Here is a 14,362-nt window from a genome sequence, read left to right as displayed (position 1 = left end):
CGATCAGCTAGAAGAAGTGTTGTACCAGCGCTGCCAAACCTTATTGAAACAGCCAGAATTAATTGGAGGGTTAACCGATTTTTACGGGTGGAGTGAACTCACTGCTATATCACAACTTATTCAACGGACTTGATATTAGTCACCAGACGATATTCAGTTCTTTCTTCTAAGTCACAGAACCATACTACTCAGGGTAAGAGCATCTCAATCATCCTTGACAAAAGGAACTGAGGATAGAGAACATATAATTATTATTCATGGCTGCCCGTTTCTGCTTCTGTCGAAGACTGCGCTTGAGAGTCGTTTCCTCACGCAGAGCATTGAGTGCCCAACGTCTGATACCATTTCCCCATCAAGCTGCGCTCCCTCATAACAGCGCAAAGCGCTGTAACTGTCAAGCTAATACCCTTTCTCATGAAGCGCTTCATAGGGAAAGGGTATCACCTAGAACAATTTAAAAATGAGGGAGAGCGGTTACTTCGACTGCACTTAGTGACCGCTCTCCATTGCTGACCTTCTGCCTTTTAGCCCACGGGTAAAACTTCTGTTTCTGGAAGTGCGGCTCTCAGGGCACTTTTCCGTGCTTCAAACAACTCCAAAAGTTTTTCAATTACAATTTGCAGAACATCTGAAGGGAACAGTGCTAAAAAGTCAGAGGCTTTGAGTTCTCCTTTGAAAAAGGCTTTAGCCTGAAGGGTGAGTTCTCGAATCTGATCGAATCCCATGGATTTGACCATAAAGGTACTCAAGGGGGAATTTTTCAGGTCATAGGATGAATCTTTTAAACGTCCTTTTTCCAGGAGGGTAAGAACCTCTTTTTCTAGTCCATTTCCGGGTTGATGGGGATTGGTGACTGGGGGAAGTAATTCCTCTAAGACGACTCCAACACTGCCTTCGGTACGCATTTCGCCCATCATGGTGGAGATGGGGATGTTTTTACCAAATTGCAAGGAGAGGGCTTCCAGGAAGGCAATGGAGAGCAGCTTGGTGCCTAAATAGAGACGACCAACATCCATGTTCCGTTGCGATCGCTCAATCAAAAGCTGATACTCTGTTGATTCAGGTACATTCCGAAATTCATGGAAAATAATCTCCGGTTTCAAGAAATTCATGAAGCCTTCCATTTTCTGCAATGCTGTGCGATATTGGCTCACCGTATAGGAATTGGAATTTTTCAGGTGATGGTTGGTTTCTGGTAATAAATTCCAGGTTCCATCTAGGAAGCGAGCCGCACTTTCATAAGCAAAGCTACCGACATCACGATTTGACATTCGTACCGAACTATACACGGTTTCGAGCATAGTTTCTTCCGTGAGTTCAGTTTGATATTTTTCATTAACTGCTCTTAGTCTTTTGTATAATACTTCGCTACTACTTAACCCTTCTGGTGTTTTAGAGCGAAACGGAATCGTGGCTTCAATACAAGCGATAATTTGCAGGATTAGACCCGGACTCAAGAAATCTTCATACACCTTAGCGGCAACTAAGGCACTGAGGAATTCATTTTGTCCTGTCATGGGGGAAAGTTTTTGTCCAGCCTGGAAGTTAAACAAATCCAAGACCATTTCAAACATGCCATCTTTGGGCAATTTATCCCGGTCTAGGATCAGCAGATCCTCTCCAACTTGACTAATAAAGGGACTAATATAGTAACTTAAGTTAAAATTTACACTTTTATCAACTTGTACATAGACCACATCGTGAAATAAAGCCGCCAGGACTTCGATCGCATCGTCTTTCCCTCCAACTTCAAAAATATGCTCTGGCGTATGGAAATACCGCCAAGGCCCCGTCATGGTTTGCACAATCAGGTCAGCAATATTGGAAAGCGTACTTGGCTCAACCTTTACCTCTAACTGATTGATCGCCCAAACCAGCTTTTCTAAACATTGTTTTTGGTCATTTTCAAGACTCATGGAGACCTCTGCACCTTTCGTCGATCCAATTAATAATTATCATTATGCACATAAGATAGGAGAGGTGGGAGTGAGCTAGCCAAAATTCACCGCTTCTCCCATCCGTATATTCTCCTGGATTTTTCTATTTTAGGCTTTTTTGGAGGCTAACATGCGTTCTAAGCTCATGCCCAACACTCCTAGAGTTACCAAGCCTAAACCTACCCATTGCTGCATTTTGAGGGCCTCAGCAATCAAGAATAAGCTAAACAGAGCTGTCAGAGCCGGACCACTCGCTCCTACAATAGAGGCTAAAGCAGGGCCAGCAAAGCGAATAGCAAAGTTATTAAGCAAGTAACTTCCAAGGGTGAGAAGTCCCAAAATGGTTCCCCCAATCAACAGACCCATTTGAGTATTCGGTTCAATGACTACACCCAACTCAGGGGGTAAGGGAAACATCAGGGAAATTCCAGAAAAGACAAAAATAGCGGCAAACGACACTAGAGAAAACGGAATTGGGTGTAATTTCTTGGTTCCCATGCCCACTAATAGCACATAACCTGCAAAGGTGACTCCAGCGCCGATCGCTGCCGAGATACCGAGTTGGGTATTTCCTTCGACACCACCTTGAGGTAGGGCCATGATTCCCCCAGCAAGGATAACGGCCATGGCAATAATGCGAGCCAGGTTGGGGCGATCGCCAAATAGGGCCCAAGAAGCAAACACGGTTACAATCGGATAGATAAAGAAAATCGTAATCGCAATCCCTGTGGGAATATTACCAATGGCGATATAAATACAGACTTGGGACAAAAACAGGAAGAATCCACTGCCAACCACCTTGAGCATGTGGTCATAATCATTGGACTCGATGAAGCGCTTCAGGTCTGACCAAACGGAAGGATAGAGAAATGTAGCCAAGATCGGAAAGACCAACATCACCACGATCATCCGCAAAAACAGAATCAGCAAAGAATTGCCTAACCCCGGAGTAATCAACCCATCGACAGGAAACATATCTAATACCAGTCGGGGTTCAGGGGAGAGTTTTAATAAGATTTTCAGGGTGACGTTGAATAAAGAAAGGACGCAAGCGGATAAGAAGGCTAAGAGTAAACCCGTCACCACTTGACCTTCTTTGGGCTTCGGCTTGGGTGTTGGAGGTGGGGTTGGGGGCCGATTAACCGGTTTTTCCCGAGTAGCAGAAGGGGGTATCGGCTCTACTGTGAGTTGTGGTTTTTCAATTTGCGATCGCAAGCGATGGGCCAAACCCTCTAGAGTTCTGATTTCCTCCAGAAGTCTAGCCCCTTTGTCACCGAGGGGCTGGCCATCTTGATTCAATTGATGGGCCAGCTCCTCTTGTAGCCGTTCCAGGTCTTGATTAACTTTCCTTAAAGTCTCTTCGGCGCTTCTTGCCTTAGAGTTGTCTAAGTCCGTATTGTCCATTGATGTTCACTTGAAAGACGACGGGTAGGGGGCGAAAGCCCTTTCCAGAAGTAATAAGGCCTTTGTTGCTTTAAGCATAGCGATCCAAGGGAGAGAACGGAGGATTTTTGCTAGGAATTTAACAATCTTAATGAAGAACCAGCAAGGAGGATAGCCGTCACTGCACCCAGGAGCTTTTAACCCACAGAGCGAGTTGATCTGTGCCGTGTTTATGCCCAAAACAGGCGAACTATTGCCAAGATAGTAGCACTTATACTAGCAGTCAGGGGAAGGGTGATTGCCCAAACTAGGCCAATTTCTTTGAGGGTCTTGAATTTGAGGGGTGAAGAAGGCGATCGCTGTATTATACCAATGCCAACGACAGCACCCACGAGAGCATGGGAGGTGGAGACGGGAAACCCAAACCGGGAGGCGAGTAAAATGGTGGTAGCCGTAGCCACTTCGGCGCAAAACCCACCACTGGGTTTGAGGGGGGTAATGTTTTCGCCGACGGTAGAAATTACGTTTTTACCCCAAATGGCTAATCCGAAAACAATGCCGATCGCTCCAACGATTAAACTCCAAAGGGGGACTTGAAAGTTTCCCGCTATCAGCATATCCCCCTGTCTAATTTGGCTAATCACGGCTAAGGGGGCGATCGCATTACCGACATCGTTTGAGCCATGGGCAAAGGCGACAAAACAGGCGCTGATCACCTGGAATTGGGCAAAGAGTCTTTCTAGGGGTTTTTCTGAGCTAAACTGATGCCAACTGAGGGCTGTCAGACCGAGAGTGCCCAAGGCGGCTGTGCCAATCATGGCAGTATGATTGGGAAGATGGGGAATGGAACAATTGGCAAATAGGGTGGGCAAGACAATTGCCCCAAAGATACTGAATAAACCCGTACAGATCCAGGGAATCCATTCTTGCAGCCTGAGCTGGGATTGAGGATGGTCTAAAATCCAGGCTTTGAGGCGATGATAAAAGACCATGGCCAGGCTACCACTGACCACTGGGGTAATGACCCAAACGAGGGAAATGCGCCCCAGGGTAGACCAATCCATGGCTTCTGGGCCGATCGCCACCCCGCTAAACCCGGCGATCGCTCCGACAATGGCATGGGAAGAAGCCACAGGTAATCCAAAGCTCGTAGCGATTTGTAACCACAGTCCGCAGGTGAGCAGTACAGAAACCATCCCCAGAAAAAGAAGTTGCAGATCGGGGGCAAATTCTTCTAGATGAATCAAGTCGGTGGCTAAGGTTTCGGAGACTCGAGAGCCAAACCAAACCGCTCCGGTAAATTCTAAGATACCTGCAATCAAGACCGCTTGGGTGAGGGTAATGGCCTTCGATCCGACAGATGTTCCCATGGAATTGGCCACATCATTCGCGCCCAAATTGCAGGCGACGTAGAAGGCCAGTAGAACAGGTAAGAGTAAATCCATCCAGTAATACCTAATTTAAGCTTGATGGGAGAGAGAGTCACAATTATGATTCAAAAACGGATTTTAGGGTTAGATCCAGGATTAGCCCGTTTGGGGTTTGGTATTCTGGACTGCGAGCAATGCGAGGATACCCAAGAGGAGCACTTGAATCCCTTGGATTTTGGAGTAATTACCACTCCGAGTTCCCAAGCTGTGGGAGATCGCCTCTGTACCCTTTATGATGACCTGCAAGCGATTGTCACCCAGTGGAAACCGGATCTAGCGGCGATCGAAAAATTGTTTTTCTATCGTATGGGTAATACGATTCTGGTGGCTCAAGCGCGAGGGGTGCTGCTCCTGGTTTTAGCTCAACACCAGATCCCTATGGTTGAATATACGCCTGCCCAAGTCAAGCAAACTCTGACCGGATATGGCAAGGCTGATAAGGAGGAAGTCCAAGAATCGGTGATGCTAGAGTTAGCTCTAGAAGAGATGCCCAAACCAGATGATGCGGCTGATGCGTTGGCGATCGCTTTAACGGCCTGGTTTTGCCAATTCGATTAACCCTTAACAATTAACCCTTATGATTGCTCTTGAAAAACTGACCACGACCCAAGCTTATCAATTTTGTGGCAATGTAGATTTATACAATTCCTGTGAAACAGAAGAGTTAGCAACCCAAGCGGCTGGCGATCGGCAATTTCACCTCATTGGATCTCCTCAAAATAATGCCGTTCCTATCCTCTTATCTGAAGACGATTATTCCTGCTGGTTATCTTTGAAGGACTTGGACAAAATCGACCTTGCTTTAGCCCTCTATCAACCGCGTCCGGTCTCCCGTGCTGAAATAGAAAAAAAGATCGATCGCATTATTGCCTACACCCAATATGCCATCGATCAACCCAATCACTATCTGTGGGGAGGAACAGTTCCCCCTAATTATGATTGTTCTGGATTAATGCAAGCGGCTTTCGCCTCCGTCGGGATCTGGATACCCAGAGATGCCCATCAACAACATAATTTTACTCAATCCATTGCTATTGAAGAAGCCGAACCTGGAGATCTACTATTTTTTTCTTCTAAACAACGAGTTACCCATGTCGCTTTATATTTAGGCGATCGGAAATATATTCATAGCTCTGGAAAAGATAACGGTCGCAATGGCATTGGTATAGACACTTTATCCCCTGAAGGAGATTCCTTCAGTCGATATTACCATCAACTTTACTGCGGTGTGGGTCGAGTCACTACAGGCTATATCAGTACCGGCAATCCCAACGCTCAATTTGAATGTCCTATCACCGATCCATGAATTCATGAAAATCGTTCATTTTATTGGTATAGCAGTCTGTGTTGCGTACTGGGTTATAGCGGTTCAACCTTTGGCGATCGCTCAATTTTCTTTCATAGGACAACCGCCTATTTCTAGCCCACCCTATAATACACCTTGGTGGGATCTCAACAAAGCGCAACCCTGTGGGCAAGATTGGTGCAGTGAAGTACATCTTTATAGCCATAGAATCTTAGAACCAGAATTAAAGCTTGCGGTTCCCTCAAATTTTCAATCAGAAAATCCAGAGCCGGCCATTATAGAAGTTGAACAAAGAGCAAAATTAGTTCAATCTTTACTGAATACAGGAATTAACAAAACTCTAAACAATCACCAATTTCCCCACAACTCTGAGCCTAAAAGCTGGAATTTTTGGTCTTTCTGGAATCACGATAAACCCCAACATCCCCTGACTCTACGATTAGCTATTGGAAAGATAAAAAATCAAACGGTTATCTATGCACCTCCTCAGCCTGAATTAGGACTTCTAATCTCCGGTACCATCGTCACAGTTACTGAAATAGATTCCAGAGCCAATTTTACCTCTATTGAAGAATTAGCTAAAACCTGGCAGACTAATTTAGAGCTGGCTTTTAGTGAAATTTTATGGGGCAGAGAATTTGATGCTCGATATCCTTGGATTCGATTAAAAATGAGCATCCTAACTCTTCTATTAACCCTTATTATTTTCATGATTCTTCATGTGGCAAGAGAGAAGGTAACGGTCTGGAGAAGAGAGTTCAAAAAAAAGACCCAAACCCTAGTTAAATTACTCGAGAGTGACTCCCAGGAAAATTCTGGAGAAAGTATAGACTCCAAAAATATAGATAAGTTTCTAGAACTCTCTGACTGGAAGTTGATCGCAAGATTAGATTCAGCAAAAGATAATAATGAAGATATTTTTTCTCAAATATTTTTCATTCATCAAATCAATAATTCAATCGAATTATTGAGAAGAATATTATTGATTTTACAGCCCTCAGCTTTGTTTTTTTGTCTGGCTGTGATTTTTGGATTATTTAGAACGACTCGATTTTTAACCATTACCTTTAGTGTTCAAGCAGTTTTACTGCCCGCGATTTGGATGCTTATTACTCTAATTGATAAAATATTCGACTTTATCATCGATCATGCATTAAATGAATGGGCTAAAGAAATGAAAGAAGTTGATACTTTATCGAATCGTTATACATTGCGTGTAACCACTTATTCCCCAGCCATAAAAGGAGGAAAACATGCTTTATTTCTTGCCTTGGGCATTTATATTACGATTAATCTGTTAGGGGTCAGTATTAAAATTTTAGCTAGCATGGGGGTGTTAACCGTTGTCCTAGCATTTATTTCGCGAAATTTATTGGAAGATATGCTTAATGGGATTCTAATTCTCTGGACCGATCGCTATGCTAGGGGGGATTTTGTTGAGATCAACAACTTTTCAGGTACAGTCGAAATTATTAATCTTTATGTTACCCATCTCAGAAATTTAGATGGTCAACTGATTATTATCCCCAATGGTCAAGTTTCCACTGTGATTAACAGTACTAAAGATTGGTCAAGAAGTAATTTAACGATCAAAATTGCTTTAGGGGCAGATTTAAAAAAAGCTATGGAAACCATTAAGCAGGTATCGAATGAACTTCAAAAAGATGAAGAATGGAAAGATAAAATTTTAGAGCCTGTCAATATTTTAGGAGTGGATGATATTTCCCATGAAGGAAGCATTATTCGGTTTCTGATTAAAACGGTACCGGGGGAACAATGGGCGGTTTCTCGGACGTTTCGTTTACGGATTAAGAAGGCTTTGGATGAAGCGGGTATTTCTCTAGGAATTCCTCAGCAAATTTGGTACACTTATCGATCGGATGAGAAACTGCACCTGCCTATTTCAATTGATCCGGATGATTCCTGATTTTTAAAACTGATAGCATTGGTCATTAATACAGAGTTGAATCAGAACCGAGCGCCCTCGCTCGTCAACTTTAATTTCTACAACAAAGGGTTGACTTTCTTGTTGTTGTGCTAAGTTGATTTCCTCATTAATTTTCTGCCGTTGATCTTCTGGCATATAATAGGTTTCTAATCCATAAACCAATTGTCCTTGATTTACTCGTCCCCGTAAGGCAATTTGATTAGAGGGTAAGTTTTGTGGTAAACGAGGACTAACAGCGATCGCACTCCAAGGTTGTGGGAGTTCTCCCTGTTGTTGCTCTTGCGGTTGTTCCAAAATTAGATAAAACTCTCGACTGAACTGGTTTGGGGTACTCGATAATTCATCCCATCCAGGAAGATTCTGCAAGGTTTCCCAGCGAGAAATATCATAACTTAAGGTTTGGGAATAGCCCCGTAACCAATCGTAGGGGTCAACCGGTTGGGTTTGTAAAATCACGGTTTGGCCTGTGATTCTAGTATAGAACGCTTGACCCGGAATGGCTACGACTAAGCCTACCTGAATAGCCAAGGGCACAATTAAGCGCCACCACGGCATCTGAGAGCGTTTTAGGGAAGTTGGTAGAGGGTGAGAAAGGACAGACGGGGGAATAGAATTAGACATAAACCGATCGATTATGCAGTGTTATTACAGTGCTTTGCGCTGGGGAATAGGGAATAGGGTTGTGGTACATGGAGAGAGCAGATTTAAGCTTGTGTTTCATAACGCAAGCAAAGCGCTGTAAGAATTGTTCAAACTAGCTATCCGCTCCAACATCCTGAGCTGCTCTTAAAGCGATCCAGGTTTAGTAAAACTGATTTCAGAGACTTGTCCATCTGATGTTAATACGAGTGTAATTAAATTACGAGGGCCTTCTCCTGGGGCAGCATAACTTTCAATGGGCTGGCCATAGTTGTAGAGTTCCCGATTGCGATCGCTTAAATCAATGGTATTTTCAGTATCGAGAATCCTAGCATACTCTAGAGCTTGTGCCCGGGAAACGGGTCTACGGGGAAACATAACGGCTCGATTCCCCCCCTCTAAATAAGCACGAGCCAGAATCACCACATCTTGAAATGCATATTGTGATTGAGTTTGATACAACTCAGAGTAAGCTTGATACAACTCAGAGGGTGAAAATAAGTCTGGGCAAGTGCCTATCGCACCACAGAATCGTTTATCCTGTTGAATTTCTGCAAACAAAGCAGCATCTAAAGAGCGATTTTGATACTCTGTATTAACACCATAAGCATCGGGATTCATACCAGCAAAATAGGGATCGGGATTCGGACCACTCGCTACTGTGGCAATGACAGCCAACACTGGACCATTATCTAAAGCCCGATCTTCATAGACAAACTCAAACCGGCAGGGGGCCAAACCTGTACCCGCACAATCAACAACTTCCTCATACCCTAAGTCATACATTGTTTTTAATAACCCCCCAGGATTGTAGTGGCGCACGGGGCCGGTCGTTTTTATAGTATGGGGAATCCATCCCTGTGCCATTAATCGCCTCCGTACTTCTCCATAGCGCAGACCCGTTTCAGCCTTCCATTGCTCATTTAATGCGGGGATACTTGCTGGGCCTAGTGCGTGAGTAGCAGAGGTTCGTGAGGGAGCCAAGTCTGTAGGGTTGGCTTTTCCCCCATTCGAGGACTCGATTTCAGGAATTGAAGAAGAGCGAGTCGAGTTTTCAGTCACCTCAGAGAAAACAGAGGTGCAGCCTAGAAGACCTAAGCTGGTCGTCAAGAGTAGGGTTACCAGGCGAGCCGAGCATTTCCAAGCCAATGTTTGAGTTTTGATCATTTTTAGAAGTTAGGAAATAGAGAGTAGTGAATAGGGCATAGAGAATATTTCTTTTCCTGCCCACCCTACTCCGGTAAGATCGACTATTCTTAATTTTTTTTTTCAAACCAGAATCCGGCTGCCATTACACCTAAGCCGCAGAGAATGAAGACAATAGATTTCAATAATAATCCTGTCTCGTATTCTAACATGCGGCTAATAATTTGACCGGTTAATAATATTAACCCACTCCAAAATCTTAAGCGAGTTCCTTGTTTTAATCCGACACGAATCCAGTTAACCGCTAAAAGAAAGATCTCGATATTGATGATTAAGGGGGCGAAAATGGGTAATGGATAGATTAGACTGTGCCAGAGGAAAAGAGCGCTGGTTATGGTTAAAAGATTGATGACTAGAAGGCTAGAACTATCGAAACGCCAGCGATCCGGCGATCGCCGAGATTTAGCCAGTTGAAACCACTGCCATACCGTTAACCCCACTAAGGCAAAAATATCGAGACTTAATTCCCATCCGCCTAGGGTATCGTCAATATTACCCCAGCCGCCCCAGCCATTCCACCATCCATGGAAGGAAAAGAGGTATAACTGTAGAGCAATCAGCAATAGAGCTAATCTACGAGCAAGGGGCTGAAACAGTTGGTGATCGAAGTTGCCAAAGGCGATCGTGCGATCGTTGTAACTCCACAAAAATGCGGGGGGTAATGTTAACCCTAATGTCAGTTTAACTACGGCGGGAACAGTCCACACGCCGATCGCCGCAAGCTGTATCCATACGGTAGGGATAAACGCGATCATCATTAAGGTGAAAATGACCCGTGAATTCCACCAACGAGCTAAAATAATTCCAACTACTCCCGTAATGAAGGGTGCATGTTGCAAAATTCCGGCAATCCCTGGTAATCTCCCAATAGACAACCAATCATCTAGACTCGATCCATAGGCAAGAGCCAGTAACACAAGAGAAACAAAGCCTAAGAGAGGCATTCGCAAGCTAATGGCTAAACCGGTTACCCCCAATCCCCAAATCAGATAGAGTTGATAAATGGGGCCATCTAAGTGAAACATTTGTGACATTAATCCCAAGTTCGCACCTAGGAGAAGAGTACCCAAGAGCAATAACCCTTGGCCAAATCGATGTTGCCATCGATCGGAGGGAAATCGCCATAAGTAAAATCCAATACTATGAGTTAGGATTAAACTTGATAGTAATATGCCTATTTTGAGCGATCGCGGCCATCCTTGCCAATTGGCTGCCACAAATGTGATCGCTCCCAATCCCAATAATACTGCCCCTAATCCCACCAATACGGCAATAAATCGGTTACTGGCGGCCACTTCCAGGCGATCGAACTGATAGCGATCGGATAATTGAGTATAAATTTCATCAGAAATTAACCCTTCAGATTTCCAAATTTCAGCCTCTTGGCGCAATTGGCGACGAAATTTCTCGGCCATAAAATTACTTAGATCTTCTCAGTTAAGTGAATTCACTGGAGTTGCTCGCGACCGTTACGAACCACCCGCAACATCTCTCCTAGACGACTTTCCAGATCCTGCAATACCTGATCTGCGTAATCATCAGCTCCTTTTTGAATCATCTCACACTCTTCCAGAAGTTTCTGACGCTGGAGTTCTAAATCTTGCGTGGACTGTTTTTCTAACTCCTGTAATTCCAAAACTAAATTTTCCTTCGTCTTTTGGCACTCCTGTAGCGTTTGTTGCCAAATGGCTTGAGCTTCCTGTTCCGCTTGCTGGACTAAGCTCATTTCGTCTAGAATCTCACTGGCCTGTTGTTCTGCGGCACTAATGAGATCCTGAGAATACCGTTTCGCTTTGAGCATAATTTCATCCCGATTACTCACCAAGGTCACAGATTGCTCAAAGACTTTGGGTAAATGAAACTGAATTAACTCAATTTGATCTAATAACTGGTCTTCATCCACAAATGTATAGCGCGTCCAAGGAATGCGAGTACTCATCAAAATCATTTCCTTGAGGCGCTCTAATTCCTCTTGAATATCAACTTCTGGTTTAGTATTGAGTCCACTGGTTCCATTGGCAGAGGATTCGGCCTGGGGTGGTTCGTGGGGTTCACGTTCTGAGTTTATGGGGGAGGGGTCTTGTTGTAGCATTGATAGATATCGAGGGCAACGTGATGGGGAACTAGGTGATTGATGGAAGCACCAAATTTAGCGATTTCTTTAACCAGACTACTACTCAGAAAGCCATATTCTGTAGACGTTGCCAGAAACACCGTTTCGATTTCCTCTAGGAGGGTTTTATTGGTGTGGGCCATTTGGAGTTCTTTTTCAAAGTCTGATACCACTCTCAGACCCCTCAGCAACACTTGGGCCTGCTGAATTTTAGCATAGTTTACGGTCAGACCATCAAAACTGTCAACTTTGATATTGGTTAAATGTTCGGTGGCTTTTTGGATCTGACTAATCCGCTTGGTGACTGAAAAGAGGGGATTTTTGTTGGGGTTAACCATGACAACCACAATCACCTCGTGGAATAGATTACAACCCCGTTCAATGATATCGAGATGTCCTAGGGTGATTGGGTCAAAGCTTCCTGGGTAAATGGCAGTTAGGGGTGAACCCATAAATTGGCCCATTAGATGAAGTACATGAGGATTATATAATTAAAAATTAATAATCAACAATTATTAATTTTTAATTTTTAAGCATTACCCATTCCCCAATCGAATTTCAGTACACAGAGAGGCAAAAACGGTTTCACCCGAGACTTGGGTAAAACTGGTTCGGAGGCGAAAGTTGGGGGAAGCAAACCAGATGCGGTCTTCGGAAACTTGCCCTTGGGATTCTATTCTTAAGGTTAAAATTTCGTCTTCATCTAGGCTAAAAGAACCCGGAGGAGAACCTTCAAGGGAGGAGAAAAATTTGCCCCTCTGGGGGTTTTGAACATCACTATCGCCCACCCAAACCAATAGACGCTCTCCCTTGTAGAATTGGGCAGAGGGATCAATGGTGGCTTCCCAGGTTACAAGAGTGCCTCCTAAGACATTGTTTAGACCCTGGCGATCGCTAAGTGCCTTTACTTTGGGGTCATCGCTGGCTAGAAAATCGACATAGAGGGTAGATTTGCCGGTCTGGGTTTGACTGGATTCGACGGGATGGGCAGTGCGCTGGGAAAACCATTTCCCCGCAGTCTGTTGTAAAAATTCCGTAATATTCATTAAAACTCTCGTACTATCTCCACAAGTTGAGCATCAGTATTGGAAAAAAAGCCAAAATTCTATTTTAGAGCTACAGGAGACGATTCAAGCGATCGCATCTTATGAGATGATAGGTAAGGCAATCCGGAACATTATAGCCGGTTGTCTGGATTGGTGAAGTTAACCGGCTTGTCCCCAACTCTTAGCCCAAAGAAGCAACGAAACGAGCTAACAGGCTTCCCTATCCTCAATTTTTGCACTCATCTCCAGCCCTTGGAATAAAAACCCTTAAAGCATGACCGAATCAACTGAGATATCTCCCAAATCAACTGAGATACCCTATCTATTACGCGCTACCCGTGGCGAAGTTCTCTCACGCCCCCCCGTTTGGATGATGCGGCAGGCAGGACGTTATATGAAAGTATACCGCGACCTGCGAGATAAGTATCCGAGCTTTCGGGAACGCTCCGAAAATCCCGAATTATCCCTAGAAATTTCTCTGCAACCCTATCGGGCCTTTCAACCGGATGGGGTGATTCTGTTTTCCGATATTCTCACGCCCTTACCGGGAATGGGGATTCCCTTTGATATTGTCGAGAGTAAAGGGCCAGTCATTGACCCCCCGATTCGCTCTCTACAACAGATAGAAGCAGTAACTCCATTAAACCCAGAAGAATCATTGCCCTTTGTCGGTCAAGTATTGCGAGAGCTACGGACAGAAGTTGGGAATAAGGCGGCTGTGTTGGGTTTTGTGGGTTCTCCTTGGACGTTAGCCGCTTATATGATTGAAGGCAAAACTTCAAAAACCTATAGCAACATTAAGCAAATGGCTTTTAGTGAGCCAGAGATGTTACACCAACTGTTGGGTAAGGTGGCTGATTCGATCGCGACTTATGTCAAATACCAAATTAAAAATGGTGCTCAAGTCGTACAATTATTTGACTCTTGGGCGGGTAACCTCAGTCCCATTGACTATGAAGCTTTAGCTCTACCCTATCAACAACGGGTGGTTGAGCAAGTGAAGGCTGAATATCCCGACACGCCCCTGATTCTATATATTAGTGGTAGTGCTGGTGTTTTTGATTTGATGCCTAAATCGGGAGTCGATATCATTAGTGTAGACTGGACTGTAGATATGAAGGATGCTCGGTCTCGCTTACCAGAAACCATGGGGGTACAAGGCAATGTCGATCCAGGTGCGCTCTTTGGCTCTAAAGACTTTATCCGCGATCGCATGTTAGACACCGTTCGCAAAGCGGGCAACAAGCGTCATATCCTCAACCTCGGTCATGGGATTTTACCAGGAACCCCTGAAGAAAATGCCCAATTTTTCTTTGAAACAGCGAAACAACTGGATCTGGCTACCTGTTAACTG

General features: G+C 44.3%; 13 protein-coding genes. 4 read left to right on the top strand and 9 right to left on the bottom strand.

Translation table 11 applies throughout. The features are described from left to right. Positions 1-524: 524 nt before the first annotated feature. The 3 genes from PN466_RS07045 to PN466_RS07035 all read right to left on the bottom strand — a co-directional run bounded on the left by PN466_RS07045 (position 525) and on the right by PN466_RS07035 (position 4,765). Positions 525-1,916 carry a hypothetical protein gene (locus PN466_RS07045; protein ID WP_271938131.1) on the bottom strand — a complete coding sequence of 464 codons (1,392 nt, stop codon included), beginning with the start codon at positions 1,914-1,916 and terminating at the stop codon, positions 525-527. A gap of 129 nt (positions 1,917-2,045) precedes the next feature. After that, entirely contained in the window at positions 2,046-3,341 is a 1,296-nt protein-coding gene (locus PN466_RS07040; RefSeq protein WP_271938129.1) for a DMT family transporter, read from the bottom strand. Between the two features lie 209 nt (positions 3,342-3,550). Then, positions 3,551-4,765, bottom strand: a complete 1,215-nt coding sequence (locus PN466_RS07035) for an inorganic phosphate transporter (protein WP_271938128.1) — start codon at positions 4,763-4,765, stop codon at positions 3,551-3,553. Between the two features lie 48 nt (positions 4,766-4,813). On the opposite strand from PN466_RS07035, the gene ruvC reads away from it, so the two are divergent. Genes ruvC through PN466_RS07020 form a run of 3 tightly spaced genes read left to right on the top strand, consistent with a single transcriptional unit; the run spans position 4,814 to position 7,983 of the window. Then, positions 4,814-5,308, top strand: a complete 495-nt coding sequence (gene ruvC / locus PN466_RS07030; protein ID WP_271938136.1) for a crossover junction endodeoxyribonuclease RuvC — start codon at positions 4,814-4,816, stop codon at positions 5,306-5,308. Positions 5,309-5,327: 19 nt separating this feature from the next. After that, positions 5,328-6,056 (top strand): C40 family peptidase, encoded by a 729-nt coding sequence (locus PN466_RS07025; protein ID WP_271938127.1) that lies wholly within the window; start codon positions 5,328-5,330, stop codon positions 6,054-6,056. Positions 6,057-6,060: 4 nt separating this feature from the next. After that, entirely contained in the window at positions 6,061-7,983 is a 1,923-nt protein-coding gene (locus PN466_RS07020; RefSeq protein WP_271938126.1) for a mechanosensitive ion channel family protein, read from the top strand. Positions 7,984-7,986: 3 nt separating this feature from the next. Here the strand turns inward: PN466_RS07020 and PN466_RS07015 are convergent, their stop codons facing one another. The 6 genes from PN466_RS07015 to PN466_RS06990 all read right to left on the bottom strand — a co-directional run bounded on the left by PN466_RS07015 (position 7,987) and on the right by PN466_RS06990 (position 13,008). Beyond that, on the bottom strand, positions 7,987-8,625 hold the full coding sequence (locus tag PN466_RS07015) for a GDYXXLXY domain-containing protein (protein ID WP_271938124.1): 639 nt from the start codon (positions 8,623-8,625) through the stop codon (positions 7,987-7,989). A 165-nt stretch (positions 8,626-8,790) separates the two neighbouring features. After that, positions 8,791-9,810 carry a hypothetical protein gene (locus PN466_RS07010; protein WP_271938122.1) on the bottom strand — a complete coding sequence of 340 codons (1,020 nt, stop codon included), beginning with the start codon at positions 9,808-9,810 and terminating at the stop codon, positions 8,791-8,793. Between the two features lie 89 nt (positions 9,811-9,899). Beyond that, complete coding sequence (locus PN466_RS07005) at positions 9,900-11,264, bottom strand: DUF2157 domain-containing protein (RefSeq protein WP_271938120.1); 1,365 nt, start codon at positions 11,262-11,264, stop codon at positions 9,900-9,902. 32 nt (positions 11,265-11,296) lie between these two features. Next, positions 11,297-11,941: a DivIVA domain-containing protein gene (locus tag PN466_RS07000; RefSeq protein ID WP_271938118.1), complete on the bottom strand. Its 645-nt coding sequence runs from the start codon at positions 11,939-11,941 to the stop codon at positions 11,297-11,299. Continuing rightward, a complete protein-coding gene (gene coaD / locus PN466_RS06995) occupies positions 11,914-12,414 on the bottom strand; it encodes a pantetheine-phosphate adenylyltransferase (protein WP_271938116.1) in 501 nt (166 codons plus the stop codon). The genes PN466_RS07000 and coaD overlap by 28 nt, the downstream gene beginning before the upstream one ends. Positions 12,415-12,498: 84 nt before the next feature. Beyond that, the gene (locus PN466_RS06990; protein ID WP_271938114.1) at positions 12,499-13,008 is read right to left on the bottom strand and encodes a phycobiliprotein lyase; all 510 of its coding nucleotides are present in this window, start codon (positions 13,006-13,008) and stop codon (positions 12,499-12,501) included. Positions 13,009-13,282: 274 nt separating this feature from the next. On the opposite strand from PN466_RS06990, the gene hemE reads away from it, so the two are divergent. Further along, the gene (hemE, locus tag PN466_RS06985) at positions 13,283-14,359 is read left to right on the top strand and encodes a uroporphyrinogen decarboxylase (RefSeq protein ID WP_271938112.1); all 1,077 of its coding nucleotides are present in this window, start codon (positions 13,283-13,285) and stop codon (positions 14,357-14,359) included. Positions 14,360-14,362: the final 3 nt, after the last annotated feature.

The organism is Roseofilum reptotaenium CS-1145 (assembly GCF_028330985.1).
Taxonomy (GTDB): domain Bacteria; phylum Cyanobacteriota; class Cyanobacteriia; order Cyanobacteriales; family Desertifilaceae; genus Roseofilum; species Roseofilum reptotaenium.
This window is presented reverse-complemented; position numbering and strand designations above follow the sequence as displayed.